Genomic DNA, 13,292 nt, shown 5'->3' on the forward strand with positions numbered 1-13,292 from the left:
CACGAGGCCGTGAGCGCAGCCTCTTTCCTTTTGCCCGTCGCGCGGGCACAAGAGCGCCGAAAGGAGCCCCGCCCATGACCCGCATCATCGAGCGCCTCGACGAGATCGCCGCGCCTTACGACGTTCTGCTTTGTGACCTCTGGGGCTGCGTGCACGATGGCGTGCGGCCCCTCCCCGACGCGGTGGCGGCCCTGCAGGGGTTCCGCGCGACCGGCGGCACGGTGATTCTCGTCACCAACGCCCCGCGCCAGCGCAGCGCGGTGCAGGCGCACCTCGAGGAAATGGGCCTGCCGGGCGATGCCTGGGACGATATCGCCTCCTCCGGCGATGCCGCCCGCGCGGCGATGTATCGCGGCGCGGCGGGAAACAAGGTCTGGTTCATGGGCGAGCCGCATGACGAGGTGTTCTTCGAGCCGATGGCGCTGGTTGAAAACCCGGTGGAGATTGCCCGCGTGCCGCTCGAAGAGGCCGAGGGCATCGTCTGCACCGGCCCGTTCGACCCGCTGGCCGACCCGGCCGATCTGCGCCCGCACCTGCTCTATGCCAAGCAAAAAGGCCTCAAACTGCTTTGCGCCAACCCCGATATCGTCGTCGATCGGGGCGATGTGCGCGAATGGTGCGCCGGTGCCGTGGCGGCGCTTTATACCGAGATGGGCGGCGAAAGCCTCTTTTTCGGAAAACCCCACCCGGCGATCTACGATCTTGCCCGCGCCCGGCTTGCCGCGCTCGGCAAGTCGCCCGACAACGCCCGCACCCTCGCCATTGGCGACGGCATCCACACCGATATTCAGGGCGCACAGGGCGAAGACATCGATTCCCTTTTCATCACCGGCGGACTGGCGGCCAGGGAGACCAACACCGTCCGCCAGCCCGACGCGGCGGCGCTTGCCGCCTACGTCGAAAGGGCAATGGTCACCCCCACCTTCGCCATGGGCTTTCTGCGTTAGCGCAAAAACCGGGGCTTGATTTTCTGCGCTTGCAAAGTAATCTTGTTGCCGACATCGCCCGTCAGGCGTGAGATTATTACCCGGAGGACCGGATGTTGGACAACCTGCCCCGCGGCACGATCTGCATCGAGGATCTCGAGATCGGCATGAAGCGCCATCTCACCAAGCAGGTCACCGACCGCGACATCGAGCTTTTTGCGGAAGTCTCGACCGACCGCAACCCGGTCCACCTCGACGACGATTATGCACAGGATACCATCTTCGAGGGCCGCATCGCCCATGGCATGCTCACCGCCGGGCTGATCTCGGCGGTGATCGGCGAGCAGCTTCCGGGCCATGGCACGGTCTATCTCGGCCAGAACCTGCGCTTCATCGCCCCGGTGCGCCCCGGCGACACGGTGCGCGCGGAGGTCACGGTGATGGAGATCGACTATTCGAGGCGCCGGGTGCAGCTGAAAACCGAGTGCCACGTCGGCCACCAGTTGGTGCTCAAGGGTGAGGCCACGGTTCTGGCGCCTTCCGCGAAGTTCGACTGAGGCGCACACCTTCGCGGCGCGGCAAAGGTATCTTGCACAGCCAGCGTCAGCGAGCTAACTCCCGGCCATGCGGATCGTAAGAGACTGGCAATTTGTCGAGGATCAGGACCGGGGTGCCTCGGCGGCCATCGGCAATTTCGACGGTGTCCACCGTGGCCACCAATACGTGATCGGCATCGCCCGCGAGCGGGCCGCCGAGATTGGCGCGCCGCTCGGGGTGATGACCTTCGAGCCGCATCCGCGCGAATACTTCGCCCCCAAGGCACCGCCGTTCCGGCTGATGAATGCCGAGGCGCGCGCGCACCGGCTCGGCTGGCTCGGCATCGACAAGCTCTACGAGCTTTCGTTCAACGACACGTTATCCGCGCTGAGCCCGGAAGACTTCGCCGCCCGGGTCATCGTCGAAGGCTTGGGCCTGCGTCACCTCGTGGTCGGTGACGATTTTCACTTCGGCAAGGGCCGGGCGGGCAATGCCGCCGATCTTGCGGAGTTCGGCCGCGCCATGGGGTTCGGCGTGACCGTCGCGCCGCTGATGCATGACACCGGCGAGGAAATCAGCTCCACCGCGATCCGCCAGGCGCTCACCGACGGCCGGCCGGGCGATGCTGCGCGCATGCTCGGCCACTGGCACCGGATCGACGGCAAGGTGATCCGGGGCGACCAGCGCGGGCGCGATCTGGGCTATCCCACCGCCAACATGTCGATCGCCGGGCTGCACCCGCCGCGCTTCGGCGTCTACGCGGTGAAGGTGGATGTGCTCACCGGGCCGCACGCGGGCAGCTATGGCGGCGCGGCGAGCCTCGGGGTGCGGCCAATGTTTGGCGAAAACCTGCCCAACCTCGAAAGCTACCTGTTCGACTTCAAGGGCGATCTCTACGACGCCCATCTCTCGGTCGCGCTGATCGAATACCTGCGGCCCGAGGAAAAATTCGCCTCGCTCGAAGCGCTGATCGCGCAGATGGATGCCGATTGCGCGCGGGCGCGGTCCATTCTCGCGGCGATTTGAGGCCATCCCCGGGCCCGCCTGTCGTGCCTGCCCCGCCCCCCGGACCTGTTCACGGGTGGTATTACGGGCGACGGCAACGCGGCGGGGTTTTCTTTCCCCCGGCCTTGAGCGAGGGTGCCGCGATGACGACTCGCCTGCGCAAACGCTTCTGGGAGCTGCCGCTCGACAGCCTCACGCCACCCGAATGGGAGGCGCTTTGCGACGGCTGCGGCAAGTGCTGCCTGAACAAGCTCGAAGACGAAGACAGTGGCGAGGTGGTGTTCACGCGCATCGCCTGCCGTTTGTTCGACGACAAGACCTGCCGCTGCGGGCAATACGACATCCGGCTGCAATTCGTGCCCGAATGCATCGTGCTCAGCCCCGAGACGATGGACAAGGTGGGCTATTTCATGCCCAGAAGCTGCGCCTACCGGCTGCGCCACGAAGGCAAGCCACTGCCCGACTGGCACCCGTTGTTGACGGGCGATCCGGAAAGCGTGCACCGGGGCCATTCGATGCGCGGGCAAACCCTGCCCGAGTTCGAGGTGCCGGAAGAAGACTGGGAAGACCACGTGATCGACGAGGAAATTTGACATGCATTTCGCTTCCGACAATTCCGGCCCGGTGCATCCGAAGGTGATGCAGGCGATGGTCGCGGCAAACGAAGGCTACGCGATGCCATACGGTGCCGACGCGCTGATGACGGAGGTGCGGGCCCGGATCCGCGAGATCTTCGAGGCCCCCGAGGCCGCGGTCTATCTCGTCGCCACCGGCACGGCGGCAAACGCGCTGGCGCTGGCGACGCTGTGCCAGCCGTTCCAGACGGTGTTCTGCTCGCCGGTCGCGCATATCCATGAAGACGAATGCAACGCGCCCGAGTTCTACAGCGGCGGTGCCAAGCTCACCCTCGTGGGCGACGGCGACAAGATGACCCCGGAGGTGCTCGCAGCCGCGATCGCGATCGAGGAGAGCCGGGGCGTGCACGGTCCGCAGCGCGGGCCGGTCTCGATCACCAATGTCACCGAGCGTGGCACCGTCTACAGCGCGGCCGAGGTGGCGGCGCTGGCGTCGGTGGCGAAGGGCTACGGCCTGCCGGTGCATCTCGACGGCGCGCGCTTTGCCAATGCGCTGGTGGCGACCGGGGCGAGCCCGGCAGAAATGACGTGGAAGGCGGGCGTCGATGCGGTGAGCTTTGGCGGCACCAAGAACGGCCTCATGGGCGTGGAGGCGGTGATCCTGTTCGATCCGGCCAAGGCCTGGGAATTCGAGCTTCGGCGCAAGCGCGGGGCACACCTGTTTTCCAAGCACAGGTTCCTTTCGGCGCAGATGCTCGCCTATCTCGAAGACGGGCTCTGGCTGGAGACCGCGCGCGCCGCCAATGCCGCGCAGGCCCGGCTTTCGGAAGGGCTCCGCGCCGTGCCCGGCGTCGCCTATCTCTACCCGCCGCAAGCCAACATGGCCTTTGCAGCATGGTCGCGCAGGGCGCATCGCCGGCTGCACGAGGCCGGCGCGCAGTACTACCTTTGGGAAAGCGAGCTCGAGGGCGACGACCCCGAGGAAATGCTGGCCGCGCGGATGGTCACCGACTGGGCGGTGAGCGACGCGGATATCGACCGCTTCGTCGCCCTGGTGGCCGGCTGATCAGACCTTCAGGAACGCCGCGATCTCGCCCGCCACGCCTTCAGGGTGCGTGAGCGGCGACATGTGGCCCGCCCCCGCGACCATCACCCGCCGTGCCTGCGGCAGCCGGGCCGCGAGCGCCTCGTGCACCGCGTGCACGATCGGCGGCGAGGCGCTGCCTTCGATCAGCAGCACCGGCAGGCTGAGCGCCTCGATCCGATCAGGCATGGTCAGGCCGGGCGCGTCATCCATGGTGACGCCGCGTTCTTCGGCGATCCGTTCGATCTGATCTGCAAGACGGGTGCGGGCGCGGTCGGAAAGGCTTGACCACGGCGCATCGGGGTTCATCGCCGTCTGGAAAACGCGCGCCGCAGCCTCCCGGTCACCCGCCGCCAGCGCGGCACCGAAACCGGCCATCGCCGACATGTGCGCTTCGTGGGCCGCCGTGCCCGCGGCGAGGGCAAACAGCGGTGGCTCGATCAGGGTGACACTACGCACCATCCCCGGCCGTTCCATGGCCAGCCGCAGGGCCACGGTGGCACCGTAGCTGTGGCCGATCACGTCGGCGCGCTTGTCGATCAGCGCCGCCGCGATCCGGGTGGTAAGATCATGCAGCCCGAGGGCCCCGCCCTCGCCCGACCACCCGGCGCTCTTGCCATGGCCGGGACGATCGAAGGCGGTCATCGCGAGCTTTTCGAGCAGCGCCGCCTGCACCCGGGTCCAGGTGCCGGTGTGGCCGAGCGTGCAATGGATGAACAGCGCGCGCCGCACGCCGCACCCGACATGAACCACATGGGTCGGAAACCCGCAGACCTCGCGGGTTATGGCGGTGCTCACGTCGCGGCCGATAGATGCACGTCGAGATCGTCGAGCCGGTCCTGCCCCCAGAACAGCGCGCCGTCCTGCGCCACCCACGAGGGTGCGCCGAAAACCCCGGCCTGAACCGCTTCTTCGAGGTTGCGCCCGTAGGTCTCCGCGCCTTCGAACAAGCCGCTGTCGGCGAGCGCGGGATCAAACCCGGCGGCTTCGAGCGCCGCCTTGATCACGCTGTCCTCGGCAATGTTTTCATCAGCCGCCCAGCAGGCGGTGAGAATGCCTTGCACCAGCGCGAACATGTCACCGCCGCCCGCCCTCTGCGCCGCGATGATGGCATAGGACGCAGGTGCCGGGTTGGTCGGGAAAAAGGCAGGCTCGACGTTGATCGCAAGCCGGTGCCGCTTGGCCTGGCGGGCAAGATCGGCCAACCGGTAGGCTTGCCGCGACGGGTGGCGTTCGCCCGGCAAGGTGCCGCCGGTGCGACCGTAGAGCGCCACGATGTCGACAGGCTTCCACATCACATCCAGTTCGTGGCGGGCGGCGAGCGCGGCGAAGCGCGGCCCTGCGAGGTAGGTGTAGGGGGAAATGGTGCTGAAATAATAATCTACACGTTGCATTTTGTGCCTCCCGGGCCCCTTGCGGTGGCCTTGAGCCTAGCCCGGTGCTAAGCGGTGTCAACGTCGCGGTTTCGCGATTCTGTTACCAAGCTTGATCACGCCGGGGACCCTACGCATGGCTGCCATCAACGAACCCAAGCTCATCTCGGGCAACGCCAACCGCAAACTTGCCGAGGCGGTGGCCCGGCGGATGTCGATCCACCGGGGCGCAAAGGTCGACCTCGTGAGCGCGCGGGTCGAACGGTTCAACGACCAGGAGATCTTCGTCGAGATCCACGAGAACGTGCGCGGCGAGGACATGTTCATCATCCAGCCGACCTCGAACCCGGCGAACGACAACCTGATGGAACTGCTCATCATCGCCGACACCCTGCGCCGCTCGTCCGCGGCGCGCATCACCGCCGTGATCCCCTATTTCGGCTATGCCAGGCAGGATCGCCGCTCGCGGGCGCGCACGCCGATCAGCGCCAAGCTGGTGGCCAACATGATCACCCAATCGGGCATCGAACGGGTGCTGACGATGGATCTGCATGCAGCGCAGATCCAGGGCTTCTTCGATATCCCGGTCGACAACCTCTATGCCTCGCCGATCTTCGCGCTCGATATCAGGCACCATTTCCGCGACTGCCTCGACGAGGTGATGGTGGTGAGCCCCGACGTCGGTGGCGTGGCGCGGGCGCGTGAACTGGCCAAGCGAATCAACGCCCCGCTCGCCATCGTCGACAAGCGGCGCGAAAAGCCCGGCGAGGTGGCCGACATGACCGTGATCGGCGACGTGTCGGGCAAGCGCTGCATCATCGTCGACGATATCTGCGACACGGCGGGCACATTGGTGAAGGCGGCGGAGCTATTGAGCGAAAGCGGGGCCAAGGAGGTCCATGCCTATATCAGCCACGGCGTGATGTCGGGCCCGGCGGTGGAACGGGTGACAAGCTCCGCGATGAAAAGCCTCGTGATCACCGACTCGATCCAGCCCACGCCACAGGTTCTGGCGGCGGAAAACATCCGCGTCGTGGCCACCGCGCCGCTCTTCGCACAGGCGATTCTCAACATCTGGGGCGGCACCAGCGTGTCGTCGCTGTTCGACGATCCCACGTTGGAGCCGCTCTACGAGACCCATTACGCAGGCACACTGCTCTGACCCGACTCAGCGGCCGGGCAGAAGGGTCAGGAAATCGTCCACCGGGAGCACCGGACGCAGGATCGACGCCAGTTCCTCGACCTTGGGGTTGTTACTGTCGAACATCGCGTAGCAGACGAAATCCTGCACCATGGCGCCCTGCTGCTCGTAGCCGAGGCTGAAGAACTCCGCGGTGCGATCCACGTTGAACCAGTAGGGGTCGATATTCGCCACGGTTTCGCCCGCGGCGCGGGTCGGGGTGTAGCCGGTGTGGGCGCGGTTTTGCCATTGCCAGACATGCACCAGCTCGTGCGCCATGATCACCGAGGCCGGATAGGGCGCGCTTCGGGGGAACCCCCGGAAGGCATCGTGCGGGTAGAAATCGTAAGAAAAGAAAACCTCGTTCTGCAACACGAAGGCGGCAGGCCAGCGCCAGACCCGGCGGGTGCCCTGTTTGCGGTCGCACAGGCCCGGCGGCGGCTTGATCGCGGCGGGTGCCTCGGCGTCGGGGTCCGGTTTCGGTTCGCGCGGCAGCGGCAGCAGGCCCACCCCTGCCCGCACGGTGACCGTCTCGGCATCGAGCGTGTCGCCGAACAGCGCCTCTGCCGCCCGGGTTTCGTTCGGCGTCAGCGGTCGGGCACAGGCTGCAAGCAGGGCCAGCATGGCAAGGGCAGCGTGGCGGGCGAGCGGCATTGTGCAGTCCTCAAGGCGCGTTGGCGCGCAAACGGGCGACCGCAAGGCCGCCCGTCACTTGCCGGTTTCAGCCGCGATGGTGCGCGGCACAATCCGGTCGCGTCAAGGTTTGACGTAAGTGAAGCCTTGTTGCTGGAGATAGGAAAGCTCGGCCACGCCGGAGGGCACGATATCTTCTTCCCAGACGTCGAAAAGGTCCTCGTCGGGATCAATGTCCCAGCCGACGATGGTGTTGTTGCAGACCGCGAAGGCGACGTTCTGCCCCTTGAGTTCCACCACCCGCGCCTGAAGCGTTTCGTTGGTAAGCGCGTTTGCGAGCAGGTTCAGCCCGTTGCCGTGCAGCACGACGCGCATCTCGATGTTCTCCGCCCCCACCGCGTTGAGGTGGTTCTGGATATTGCGCAATGCACCGATGTAATAGGCATCGCCCTCGCCGCCGTTGACGTTGATATGATAGACGGCCTTCTGGGTGCCGTAGCGATCCGAAGCCGCTTCGGCAACGCCGCAGCCTGCGGTCAGCGCGACGACGGCAAGCGCAAGGGCAGCGAATACTCTGTTCAGGTAATTCATGGTTCCTCCCGGTCGTTATCTTGTTTTTTGGTGGCCCGGCGACAGGCACCAGGAAGCGCGGCGGGGCAGGTCGAACCCCCTCCACACCTGCGACACTTTGACCCAAGACCGGGATCAAGGCAAACCTTCTGTGAGGTCAGAGCATCGCCGGAACAACCAGGTCGGGCGGGCGGTGGCCGTCGGCGAAGGTCTTGATATTGACCAGAACCTTCTCGCCCATCTCGACCCTGCCCTCGCGGGTTGCCGAGCCCATGTGCGGCAGCAGCACCACGTTGGGCAGCGCCCGCAGGCGCGGGTTGACCTCGGCCCCATGCTCGAACACGTCAAGCCCGGCCCCGGCGATCTCGCCGGCGCGCAGCATCCGCGTCAAGGCATTCTCGTCGATCACCTCGCCGCGCGACGTGTTCACGATCACCGCGTCGGGCTTCATCAGCTTGAGGCGGCGCGCGTTCATCAAGTGGAAGGTCGAGGGGGTGTGCGGGCAGTTGATCGAGAGGATATCGACCCGGCTCACCATCTGGTCGAGACTGTCCCAGTAGGTCGCATCGTGCTCGGCCTCGATATCGGGGTGCAACCGGCGGCGGTTGTGATAATGCACCTCCATCCCGAAGCAGCGCGCCCGCCGCGCCACCGCCTGCCCCACCCGGCCCATGCCGAGAATGCCCAGGCGCCGCCCGGCGATACGCCCGCCGAGCATCGCCATCGGCGACCAGCCTTCCCACGAGCCGGCCTGCATCACCGCCATCCCCTCGGGAATGCGGCGGGTGATCGCGAGGATCAGCGCCATCGTCATGTCGGCGGTATCCTCCGACACCACGCCGGGCGTATTGCTCACCAGAACGCCGCGCTGGCGCGCGGTGGCGACGTCGATGTGATCGACCCCGGCACCGTAATTGGCGATCAGTTTGAGTTTGTCGCCGGCCTGCGCGATCAATCCCTGGTCGATCCGGTCGGTCAGCGTCGGCACCAGAACGTCGGCGGCGCGCATCGCCGCGGCCAGCGCCTCGCGGCTCATCGGCGCATCGCTTTCGTTGAGCGTCACGTCGAACAACTCGCAAAGCCGCGACTCGACCGGCTCGGGCAACCGTCGCGTCACGACAACACTCAGCCGTTCTGTGGCCATTCACCGCCTCCCAAATCTTGCCTCAGGGGTCTCCCGGTGGCATGGTGGCAGCGAACGCGATGAGGCACAAGCGCCGCAAGGCGAAAGACAACGAAAACAACGCGTCAGGTGGGCAGGACATGAACAGCACGGGACAGGTGCGGCTGGCGTCGATCGTCTTGGGCGTGGCGCTTGCGCTTGCAGGATCGGCCCTTGCGCTCGACCGTGGCCCGGTGACCAACCTCCCCCTGCCCCGCTTCGTCTCGCTCAAGACCGGCGAAGGCAACGTCCGGCGCGGTCCCTCGCTCACCCACCGGGTCGACTGGATATTCACCCGTCGGGGCATGCCTCTCGAAGTCATCGGCGAATATGGCCACTGGCGGCGGGTGCGCGATCGCGACGGGATGGGCGGTTGGGTGCATTACTCGCTCTTGTCCGGCAGCCGGAGCGGGTTGGTCGAAGCCGATCTCGTGCCGCTCCATGCCCGCGCCGACGCCGGTGCGCCGGTCAATGCCCGGCTCGAAGCAGGAGTTATCGTCGCGATCGACAGGTGCACGCTCGACTGGTGCAGGGTTCGTGTGGAAGGGGTCAAAGGATGGATGGTGAAGCAGGGTTTGTGGGGCGTGCGGGCGCAAGAGGTTTTCGACTAGGCGTCGACGAGGTCTCCTCCCCGGCAGCGGCAAAAAGCCTGAACCGCTCGGGGCGGCGCACGGTGGTCATTCACGCCGACGCTGGGTGGAGCGGGGCGGTTCGCGCCGGGTCCGACGGGTTCTGGCCCAAGCTGGTCGGAGAACTCGCCCATCAGGGTGTCGAAACCCGCCTGGTGAAAGCCCGCTCGAAACCAGCCGAAATCCTGCGCGAACCCGGCGCGGAACATGTGCACGTGATGATGGGCGACATGCCCGGCTACGGCCCCGATACCTTGCACGTCGATCAGGGCTACATCACCGGCTTCTGGTATCTCGATGAAATCGGGGTGTTCTGGAACTCGTCGCTGCGTCTCACCCAGTTCTGCCCCGAGCGGGTGCATCGCGGGCACGCGGAGTATTTCTTCAACGGCGTAACCGGCTGGATGCTGCGCGAGAATGTCTCCAAGGCACCGCAGCCCGAGCGCATGCCCGACATGCTCGAACCCGCACACGCGGTGGTGTTCACGCAAGAGATCGAGGGCTTGCGCAACCGCGCGCATCACCTCAGCAACGAGCAGATGATCCGCACCACCGCGGAATTCGACCGGCGCAGGCTGGTCTACGTCAAACTGCACCCGAGGCAATCGAAAGCGGCCCGACGCGACCTGATGGCGGTGGCGCAGGATTACCAGAACGTGCGGGTATCGGAGGCCTCGTTGCACGATCTGATCGCGGCCGCGCAGGTTGTGGTCACGCAGAACTCCAGCGCCGGTTTCGAGGCGTTGATGCAGAAGAAGACGGTGGTGACCTGCGCCAAGTCCGATTACCGCCACGCCACGCTCACCGCCAAATCCGCGGGCGACCTGCGCGACGCGCTCGATTACGGGCCAGACGCGATGGAGGGCTTTCCATACGAAAAGTTCTTCTACTGGTTCCTCCATCGCAACCTTCTGGAAGAAGCGAAAGACAATTTTGCCGAGCGGGCCGTGGCGCGGATTCGGGAAAAAGCCTACCTCTGATCCCGACACGCTTGCCCTCGCACCCTCCCCGGCGCTATCAGCAGCCCCGAACCTGGGGGCGAGGCAGATGCGCGAGAAGACCACGATGAATCTCTCGGCCGGGCTCGCCTCGGTCACCGTGGCCACCTTGCTCGTGGCCCTGAAGCTCTGGGCACTCGGCGAAACCCATGCGCTCTCGATCGCCGCCTCGCTCGCCGACAGCGCGATGGACCTGATGGTGTCGCTCGGCGGTCTGGCCGCGATTGCCTATGCCGCCCGTCCGGCCGATGCCGACCACACTTATGGCCACACCTCCGCCGAAGACCTCGCGGCCCTCGCCCAGTCGGTCTTCATCCTCGTCTCCGCGGGGGTGATCGGCTGGGCGGCGGTGGAACGGTTGCTGGCCGACGCGCCCGAACCGCTGATGCAGCAGGGCCGGGGCATGGTGGTGATGGCAATCTCCATCGGCCTGACCCTCGGCCTCGTGTTCTGGCAACGCCATGTCGCCCGGCGCACCGGCTCGCGCGTGGTGAAGGCCGACAGCCTGCATTATCTTGGCGACCTGCTGCCCAATATCGGCGCAATCCTGTCGCTCTGGGCCTCCGCAGCCCTCGGGCTGAACCAGATCGACAGCGTGGTCGCCCTGGGTGCCGGGGCGATGCTCGCGGTCGGCGCGCTGCGGATATTCCGGGGGGCATGGGATGCGCTGATGGATCGTGCCGCCCCCGAAGAGGTGGTGGCGGGGATCAAGGCGGTGATCGGCGGTTTTCCCGGTGTGGAAGGGTTTCACGACCTCAAGACGCGCACCGCCGGCTCGAAGCTTTTCGTCACCGTTCACATCGAGCTTGATGGCGAGAAATCGTTGAACGAAACCCACGCCACCGCCGCCGCGTTGCGCCGCGCGATCCTGTTTGCCTATCCCGACAGCGACGTGATGATCCACCAGGATCCGGTCGGCGTGCCCCCCCACCCCGACGATCCGTCGCGAAGCTGATGCTGCCCCGACTTGCCGAAGACACGCCTCCGGCGTGACGCTCCCCCGAGGCCTTTCCCGACCCGGGAAGGATCAGGCCGCGGTGATCTCGGCGAGATCGGCTTCGGCGCGGGCGGCCTGCCGGGCGACGACGGCGGCGGCACGGGTAAGGCGCGCCGGGTCGGGGTGGTGCTCCGCCGCGGCGGCGATGCGCGCCCAGACCGCCTGTTCGAGCACCCGCGCGGTGAGCCGCAAAAAGGGCGTGGCCACCGGCCCCGGATCGGGCATGGTTTCGAGCCGGGCGCGGGCAGCCTGCCACGCCGCGTAAGCGCGCGTGAGTCCCGCGGTTGGCTCGGTCGCCTCGATCAGCCGGGCAAAGGCGTCGAATGCGGCGCCGTTTTCGAGCCGGAGCAACCGCCCGGCAAGCGCCATCGCGTGGATGCCGTTCGCACCCTCGTAGATCGCGGCGATGCGCACATCGCGGTAGATCTGGCTCAGGCGGTATTCTTCGAGGTAGCCATAGCCGCCGAGCACCTGCATCGCGGTTTCCGCCGCGCGCATGCCCGCTTCGGAGCAATGCGCCTTGACCACCGGGGTGAGGAACTCGACGAGCCAGGGATCGTCGCCCGCCTCCATGGTCACCAGCGCGAGATGCGCCATCGCCCGCCCGCCCAGCGCGGCGGCGTCGATCTCGGCGAGCATGCGGGCGACGTCGCCGTGCCGGTCGATGCTGACGGGGCCGGAATCATCGCGGCCCTGCACCCGTTCGGCGGCGTAAGCGGCGGCGATATCGTAGGCGCGGGCGGCATGGGCGATGCCCTGAAGGCCTACGTCGATCCGGGCGTGGTTCATCAGGGTGAACATCGCCTTCAGCCCCTCGCCCTCGCGGCCCACAAGCTCGGCCTCGGCCCCGTCGAAGGCAAGCTGGCATGTGGGCTGGGCGTGCAGGCCCATTTTCTCCTCGATCCGGGTGACGCGCACCGCGTTGCGGCTGCCATCGGCGTGCTCCGAGAGGCAGGCGAAGAGCGAAAGCCCCTTGACCCCCTCCTCCGCGGCCCCCGTGCGGGCGAGCACGAGGTGGAAGATGCCTTCCGATATGTCCTGATCGCCGCCGGAGATGAAGATCTTCTCGCCGGTGATCCGCCAACCCGCGCCATCATGCTCGGCCCTTGTGCGCACGCGGCCAAGATCGGACCCGGCACCCGGCTCGGTCAGGCACATCGTGCCAAGCCAGCGCCCCCCGGCCATCGGCGGGATGAAGCGGGCCTTTTGGTCGTCGCTGCCGAAGGCCATGATCGTGCGGATCGAGCCGGGCACGAGGTTGACCAGCATGTTGAAGGCCTGTGAGGCGCCGGTTTCAATCTCGGAGACGATCGCGCCGATCACCCCGCCAAGCCCCTGCCCGCCGTAGGCTTCCGGCGCGGTCAGGCTCGTCCAGCCCTGCTCCACGAAGGCGTCGTAGGCGGTCTTGTAGCCCTCGGGCAGACGCACCCGCCCGCCCTCCAGCCGCGCACCCTCGCGGTCGCCCGGCTCGTCGATCGGGGCGATCACCCCTTCGGCAAAGGCGGCGAAATGCGCGGCGATCTCGCCCGCGAGTTCGGCGTCGTAGTCGGCGAGCCGCGGTGCGCCGACCACGTGGTTGAGGGTGAAGAGGATATCGTCGACGGGGGCGGAAAACGGTTTCAT

15 protein-coding genes are annotated in these 13,292 nt (G+C 66.7%); 9 read left to right on the top strand and 6 right to left on the bottom strand.

Going from position 1 to position 13,292, the window contains the following annotated elements; genetic code table 11:
- The first annotated feature begins 74 nt into the window (after positions 1 to 74).
- From B9Y97_RS03440 to B9Y97_RS03460, 5 genes are all read left to right on the top strand, one after another.
- Positions 75 to 947, top strand: a complete 873-nt coding sequence (locus B9Y97_RS03440) for a TIGR01459 family HAD-type hydrolase (RefSeq protein WP_085525444.1) — start codon at positions 75 to 77, stop codon at positions 945 to 947.
- A 92-nt stretch (positions 948 to 1,039) separates the two neighbouring features.
- Positions 1,040 to 1,483 (top strand): MaoC family dehydratase, encoded by a 444-nt coding sequence (locus B9Y97_RS03445; RefSeq protein WP_085525445.1) that lies wholly within the window; start codon positions 1,040 to 1,042, stop codon positions 1,481 to 1,483.
- 67 nt (positions 1,484 to 1,550) lie between these two features.
- Positions 1,551 to 2,489 (top strand): bifunctional riboflavin kinase/FAD synthetase, encoded by a 939-nt coding sequence (locus B9Y97_RS03450; RefSeq protein ID WP_085525446.1) that lies wholly within the window; start codon positions 1,551 to 1,553, stop codon positions 2,487 to 2,489.
- Between the two features lie 122 nt (positions 2,490 to 2,611).
- Positions 2,612 to 3,061 (top strand): YcgN family cysteine cluster protein, encoded by a 450-nt coding sequence (locus B9Y97_RS03455; protein WP_085525447.1) that lies wholly within the window; start codon positions 2,612 to 2,614, stop codon positions 3,059 to 3,061.
- A 1-nt stretch (position 3,062) separates the two neighbouring features.
- Positions 3,063 to 4,109: a threonine aldolase family protein gene (locus B9Y97_RS03460; RefSeq protein WP_085525448.1), complete on the top strand. Its 1,047-nt coding sequence runs from the start codon at positions 3,063 to 3,065 to the stop codon at positions 4,107 to 4,109.
- Here the strand turns inward: B9Y97_RS03460 and B9Y97_RS03465 are convergent, their stop codons facing one another.
- Both B9Y97_RS03465 and B9Y97_RS03470 read right to left on the bottom strand, forming a co-directional pair.
- Positions 4,110 to 4,925, bottom strand: a complete 816-nt coding sequence (locus tag B9Y97_RS03465; protein WP_254900838.1) for an alpha/beta fold hydrolase — start codon at positions 4,923 to 4,925, stop codon at positions 4,110 to 4,112.
- Complete coding sequence (locus tag B9Y97_RS03470) at positions 4,922 to 5,521, bottom strand: 2-hydroxychromene-2-carboxylate isomerase (protein WP_085525449.1); 600 nt, start codon at positions 5,519 to 5,521, stop codon at positions 4,922 to 4,924. Before B9Y97_RS03470 ends, B9Y97_RS03465 begins: the two co-directional genes overlap by 4 nt.
- Before the next feature lie 115 nt (positions 5,522 to 5,636).
- On the opposite strand from B9Y97_RS03470, the gene B9Y97_RS03475 reads away from it, so the two are divergent.
- The gene (locus B9Y97_RS03475) at positions 5,637 to 6,662 is read left to right on the top strand and encodes a ribose-phosphate pyrophosphokinase (RefSeq protein ID WP_085525450.1); all 1,026 of its coding nucleotides are present in this window, start codon (positions 5,637 to 5,639) and stop codon (positions 6,660 to 6,662) included.
- Positions 6,663 to 6,668: 6 nt separating this feature from the next.
- Here the strand turns inward: B9Y97_RS03475 and B9Y97_RS03480 are convergent, their stop codons facing one another.
- The 3 genes from B9Y97_RS03480 to B9Y97_RS03490 form a co-directional block, all read right to left on the bottom strand.
- Positions 6,669 to 7,334: a hypothetical protein gene (locus B9Y97_RS03480; protein ID WP_085525451.1), complete on the bottom strand. Its 666-nt coding sequence runs from the start codon at positions 7,332 to 7,334 to the stop codon at positions 6,669 to 6,671.
- A 102-nt stretch (positions 7,335 to 7,436) separates the two neighbouring features.
- Entirely contained in the window at positions 7,437 to 7,904 is a 468-nt protein-coding gene (locus B9Y97_RS03485) for a DsrE family protein (protein WP_085525452.1), read from the bottom strand.
- Positions 7,905 to 8,040: 136 nt separating this feature from the next.
- Positions 8,041 to 9,027, bottom strand: coding sequence for a 2-hydroxyacid dehydrogenase (locus B9Y97_RS03490; protein WP_085525453.1), 987 nt, complete (start codon positions 9,025 to 9,027; stop codon positions 8,041 to 8,043).
- A 119-nt stretch (positions 9,028 to 9,146) separates the two neighbouring features.
- Here B9Y97_RS03490 and B9Y97_RS03495 point away from each other — a divergent pair, with 119 nt between their 5' ends.
- The 3 genes from B9Y97_RS03495 to B9Y97_RS03505 all read left to right on the top strand — a co-directional run bounded on the left by B9Y97_RS03495 (position 9,147) and on the right by B9Y97_RS03505 (position 11,627).
- Positions 9,147 to 9,656: an SH3 domain-containing protein gene (locus B9Y97_RS03495; protein ID WP_085528078.1), complete on the top strand. Its 510-nt coding sequence runs from the start codon at positions 9,147 to 9,149 to the stop codon at positions 9,654 to 9,656.
- Entirely contained in the window at positions 9,602 to 10,654 is a 1,053-nt protein-coding gene (locus B9Y97_RS03500) for a capsular polysaccharide export protein, LipB/KpsS family (RefSeq protein ID WP_139828216.1), read from the top strand. The genes B9Y97_RS03495 and B9Y97_RS03500 overlap by 55 nt, the downstream gene beginning before the upstream one ends.
- Positions 10,655 to 10,721: 67 nt before the next feature.
- Positions 10,722 to 11,627, top strand: coding sequence for a cation diffusion facilitator family transporter (locus tag B9Y97_RS03505; protein WP_085525455.1), 906 nt, complete (start codon positions 10,722 to 10,724; stop codon positions 11,625 to 11,627).
- A 72-nt stretch (positions 11,628 to 11,699) separates the two neighbouring features.
- On the opposite strand, the gene B9Y97_RS03510 is transcribed toward B9Y97_RS03505, so the two are convergent.
- The gene (locus B9Y97_RS03510; RefSeq protein WP_085525456.1) at positions 11,700 to 13,292 is read right to left on the bottom strand and encodes an acyl-CoA dehydrogenase family protein; all 1,593 of its coding nucleotides are present in this window, start codon (positions 13,290 to 13,292) and stop codon (positions 11,700 to 11,702) included.

The organism is Maritimibacter sp. HL-12, assembly GCF_900177545.1.
GTDB lineage: Bacteria > Pseudomonadota > Alphaproteobacteria > Rhodobacterales > Rhodobacteraceae > Sinisalibacter.

Coding starts and splice junctions, on each gene's coding strand:
- B9Y97_RS03440 (WP_085525444.1), top strand. CDS start 75: ATGACCCGCATCATCGAGCGCCTCGACGAGATCGCCGCGCCTTACGAC.
- B9Y97_RS03445 (WP_085525445.1), top strand. CDS start 1,040: ATGTTGGACAACCTGCCCCGCGGCACGATCTGCATCGAGGATCTCGAG.
- B9Y97_RS03450 (WP_085525446.1), top strand. CDS start 1,551: ATGCGGATCGTAAGAGACTGGCAATTTGTCGAGGATCAGGACCGGGGT.
- B9Y97_RS03455 (WP_085525447.1), top strand. CDS start 2,612: ATGACGACTCGCCTGCGCAAACGCTTCTGGGAGCTGCCGCTCGACAGC.
- B9Y97_RS03460 (WP_085525448.1), top strand. CDS start 3,063: ATGCATTTCGCTTCCGACAATTCCGGCCCGGTGCATCCGAAGGTGATG.
- B9Y97_RS03470 (WP_085525449.1), bottom strand. CDS start 5,521: ATGCAACGTGTAGATTATTATTTCAGCACCATTTCCCCCTACACCTAC.
- B9Y97_RS03475 (WP_085525450.1), top strand. CDS start 5,637: ATGGCTGCCATCAACGAACCCAAGCTCATCTCGGGCAACGCCAACCGC.
- B9Y97_RS03480 (WP_085525451.1), bottom strand. CDS start 7,334: ATGCCGCTCGCCCGCCACGCTGCCCTTGCCATGCTGGCCCTGCTTGCA.
- B9Y97_RS03485 (WP_085525452.1), bottom strand. CDS start 7,904: ATGAATTACCTGAACAGAGTATTCGCTGCCCTTGCGCTTGCCGTCGTC.
- B9Y97_RS03490 (WP_085525453.1), bottom strand. CDS start 9,027: ATGGCCACAGAACGGCTGAGTGTTGTCGTGACGCGACGGTTGCCCGAG.
- B9Y97_RS03495 (WP_085528078.1), top strand. CDS start 9,147: ATGAACAGCACGGGACAGGTGCGGCTGGCGTCGATCGTCTTGGGCGTG.
- B9Y97_RS03500 (WP_139828216.1), top strand. CDS start 9,602: ATGGATGGTGAAGCAGGGTTTGTGGGGCGTGCGGGCGCAAGAGGTTTT.
- B9Y97_RS03505 (WP_085525455.1), top strand. CDS start 10,722: ATGCGCGAGAAGACCACGATGAATCTCTCGGCCGGGCTCGCCTCGGTC.
- B9Y97_RS03510 (WP_085525456.1), bottom strand. CDS start 13,292: ATGAAACCGTTTTCCGCCCCCGTCGACGATATCCTCTTCACCCTCAAC.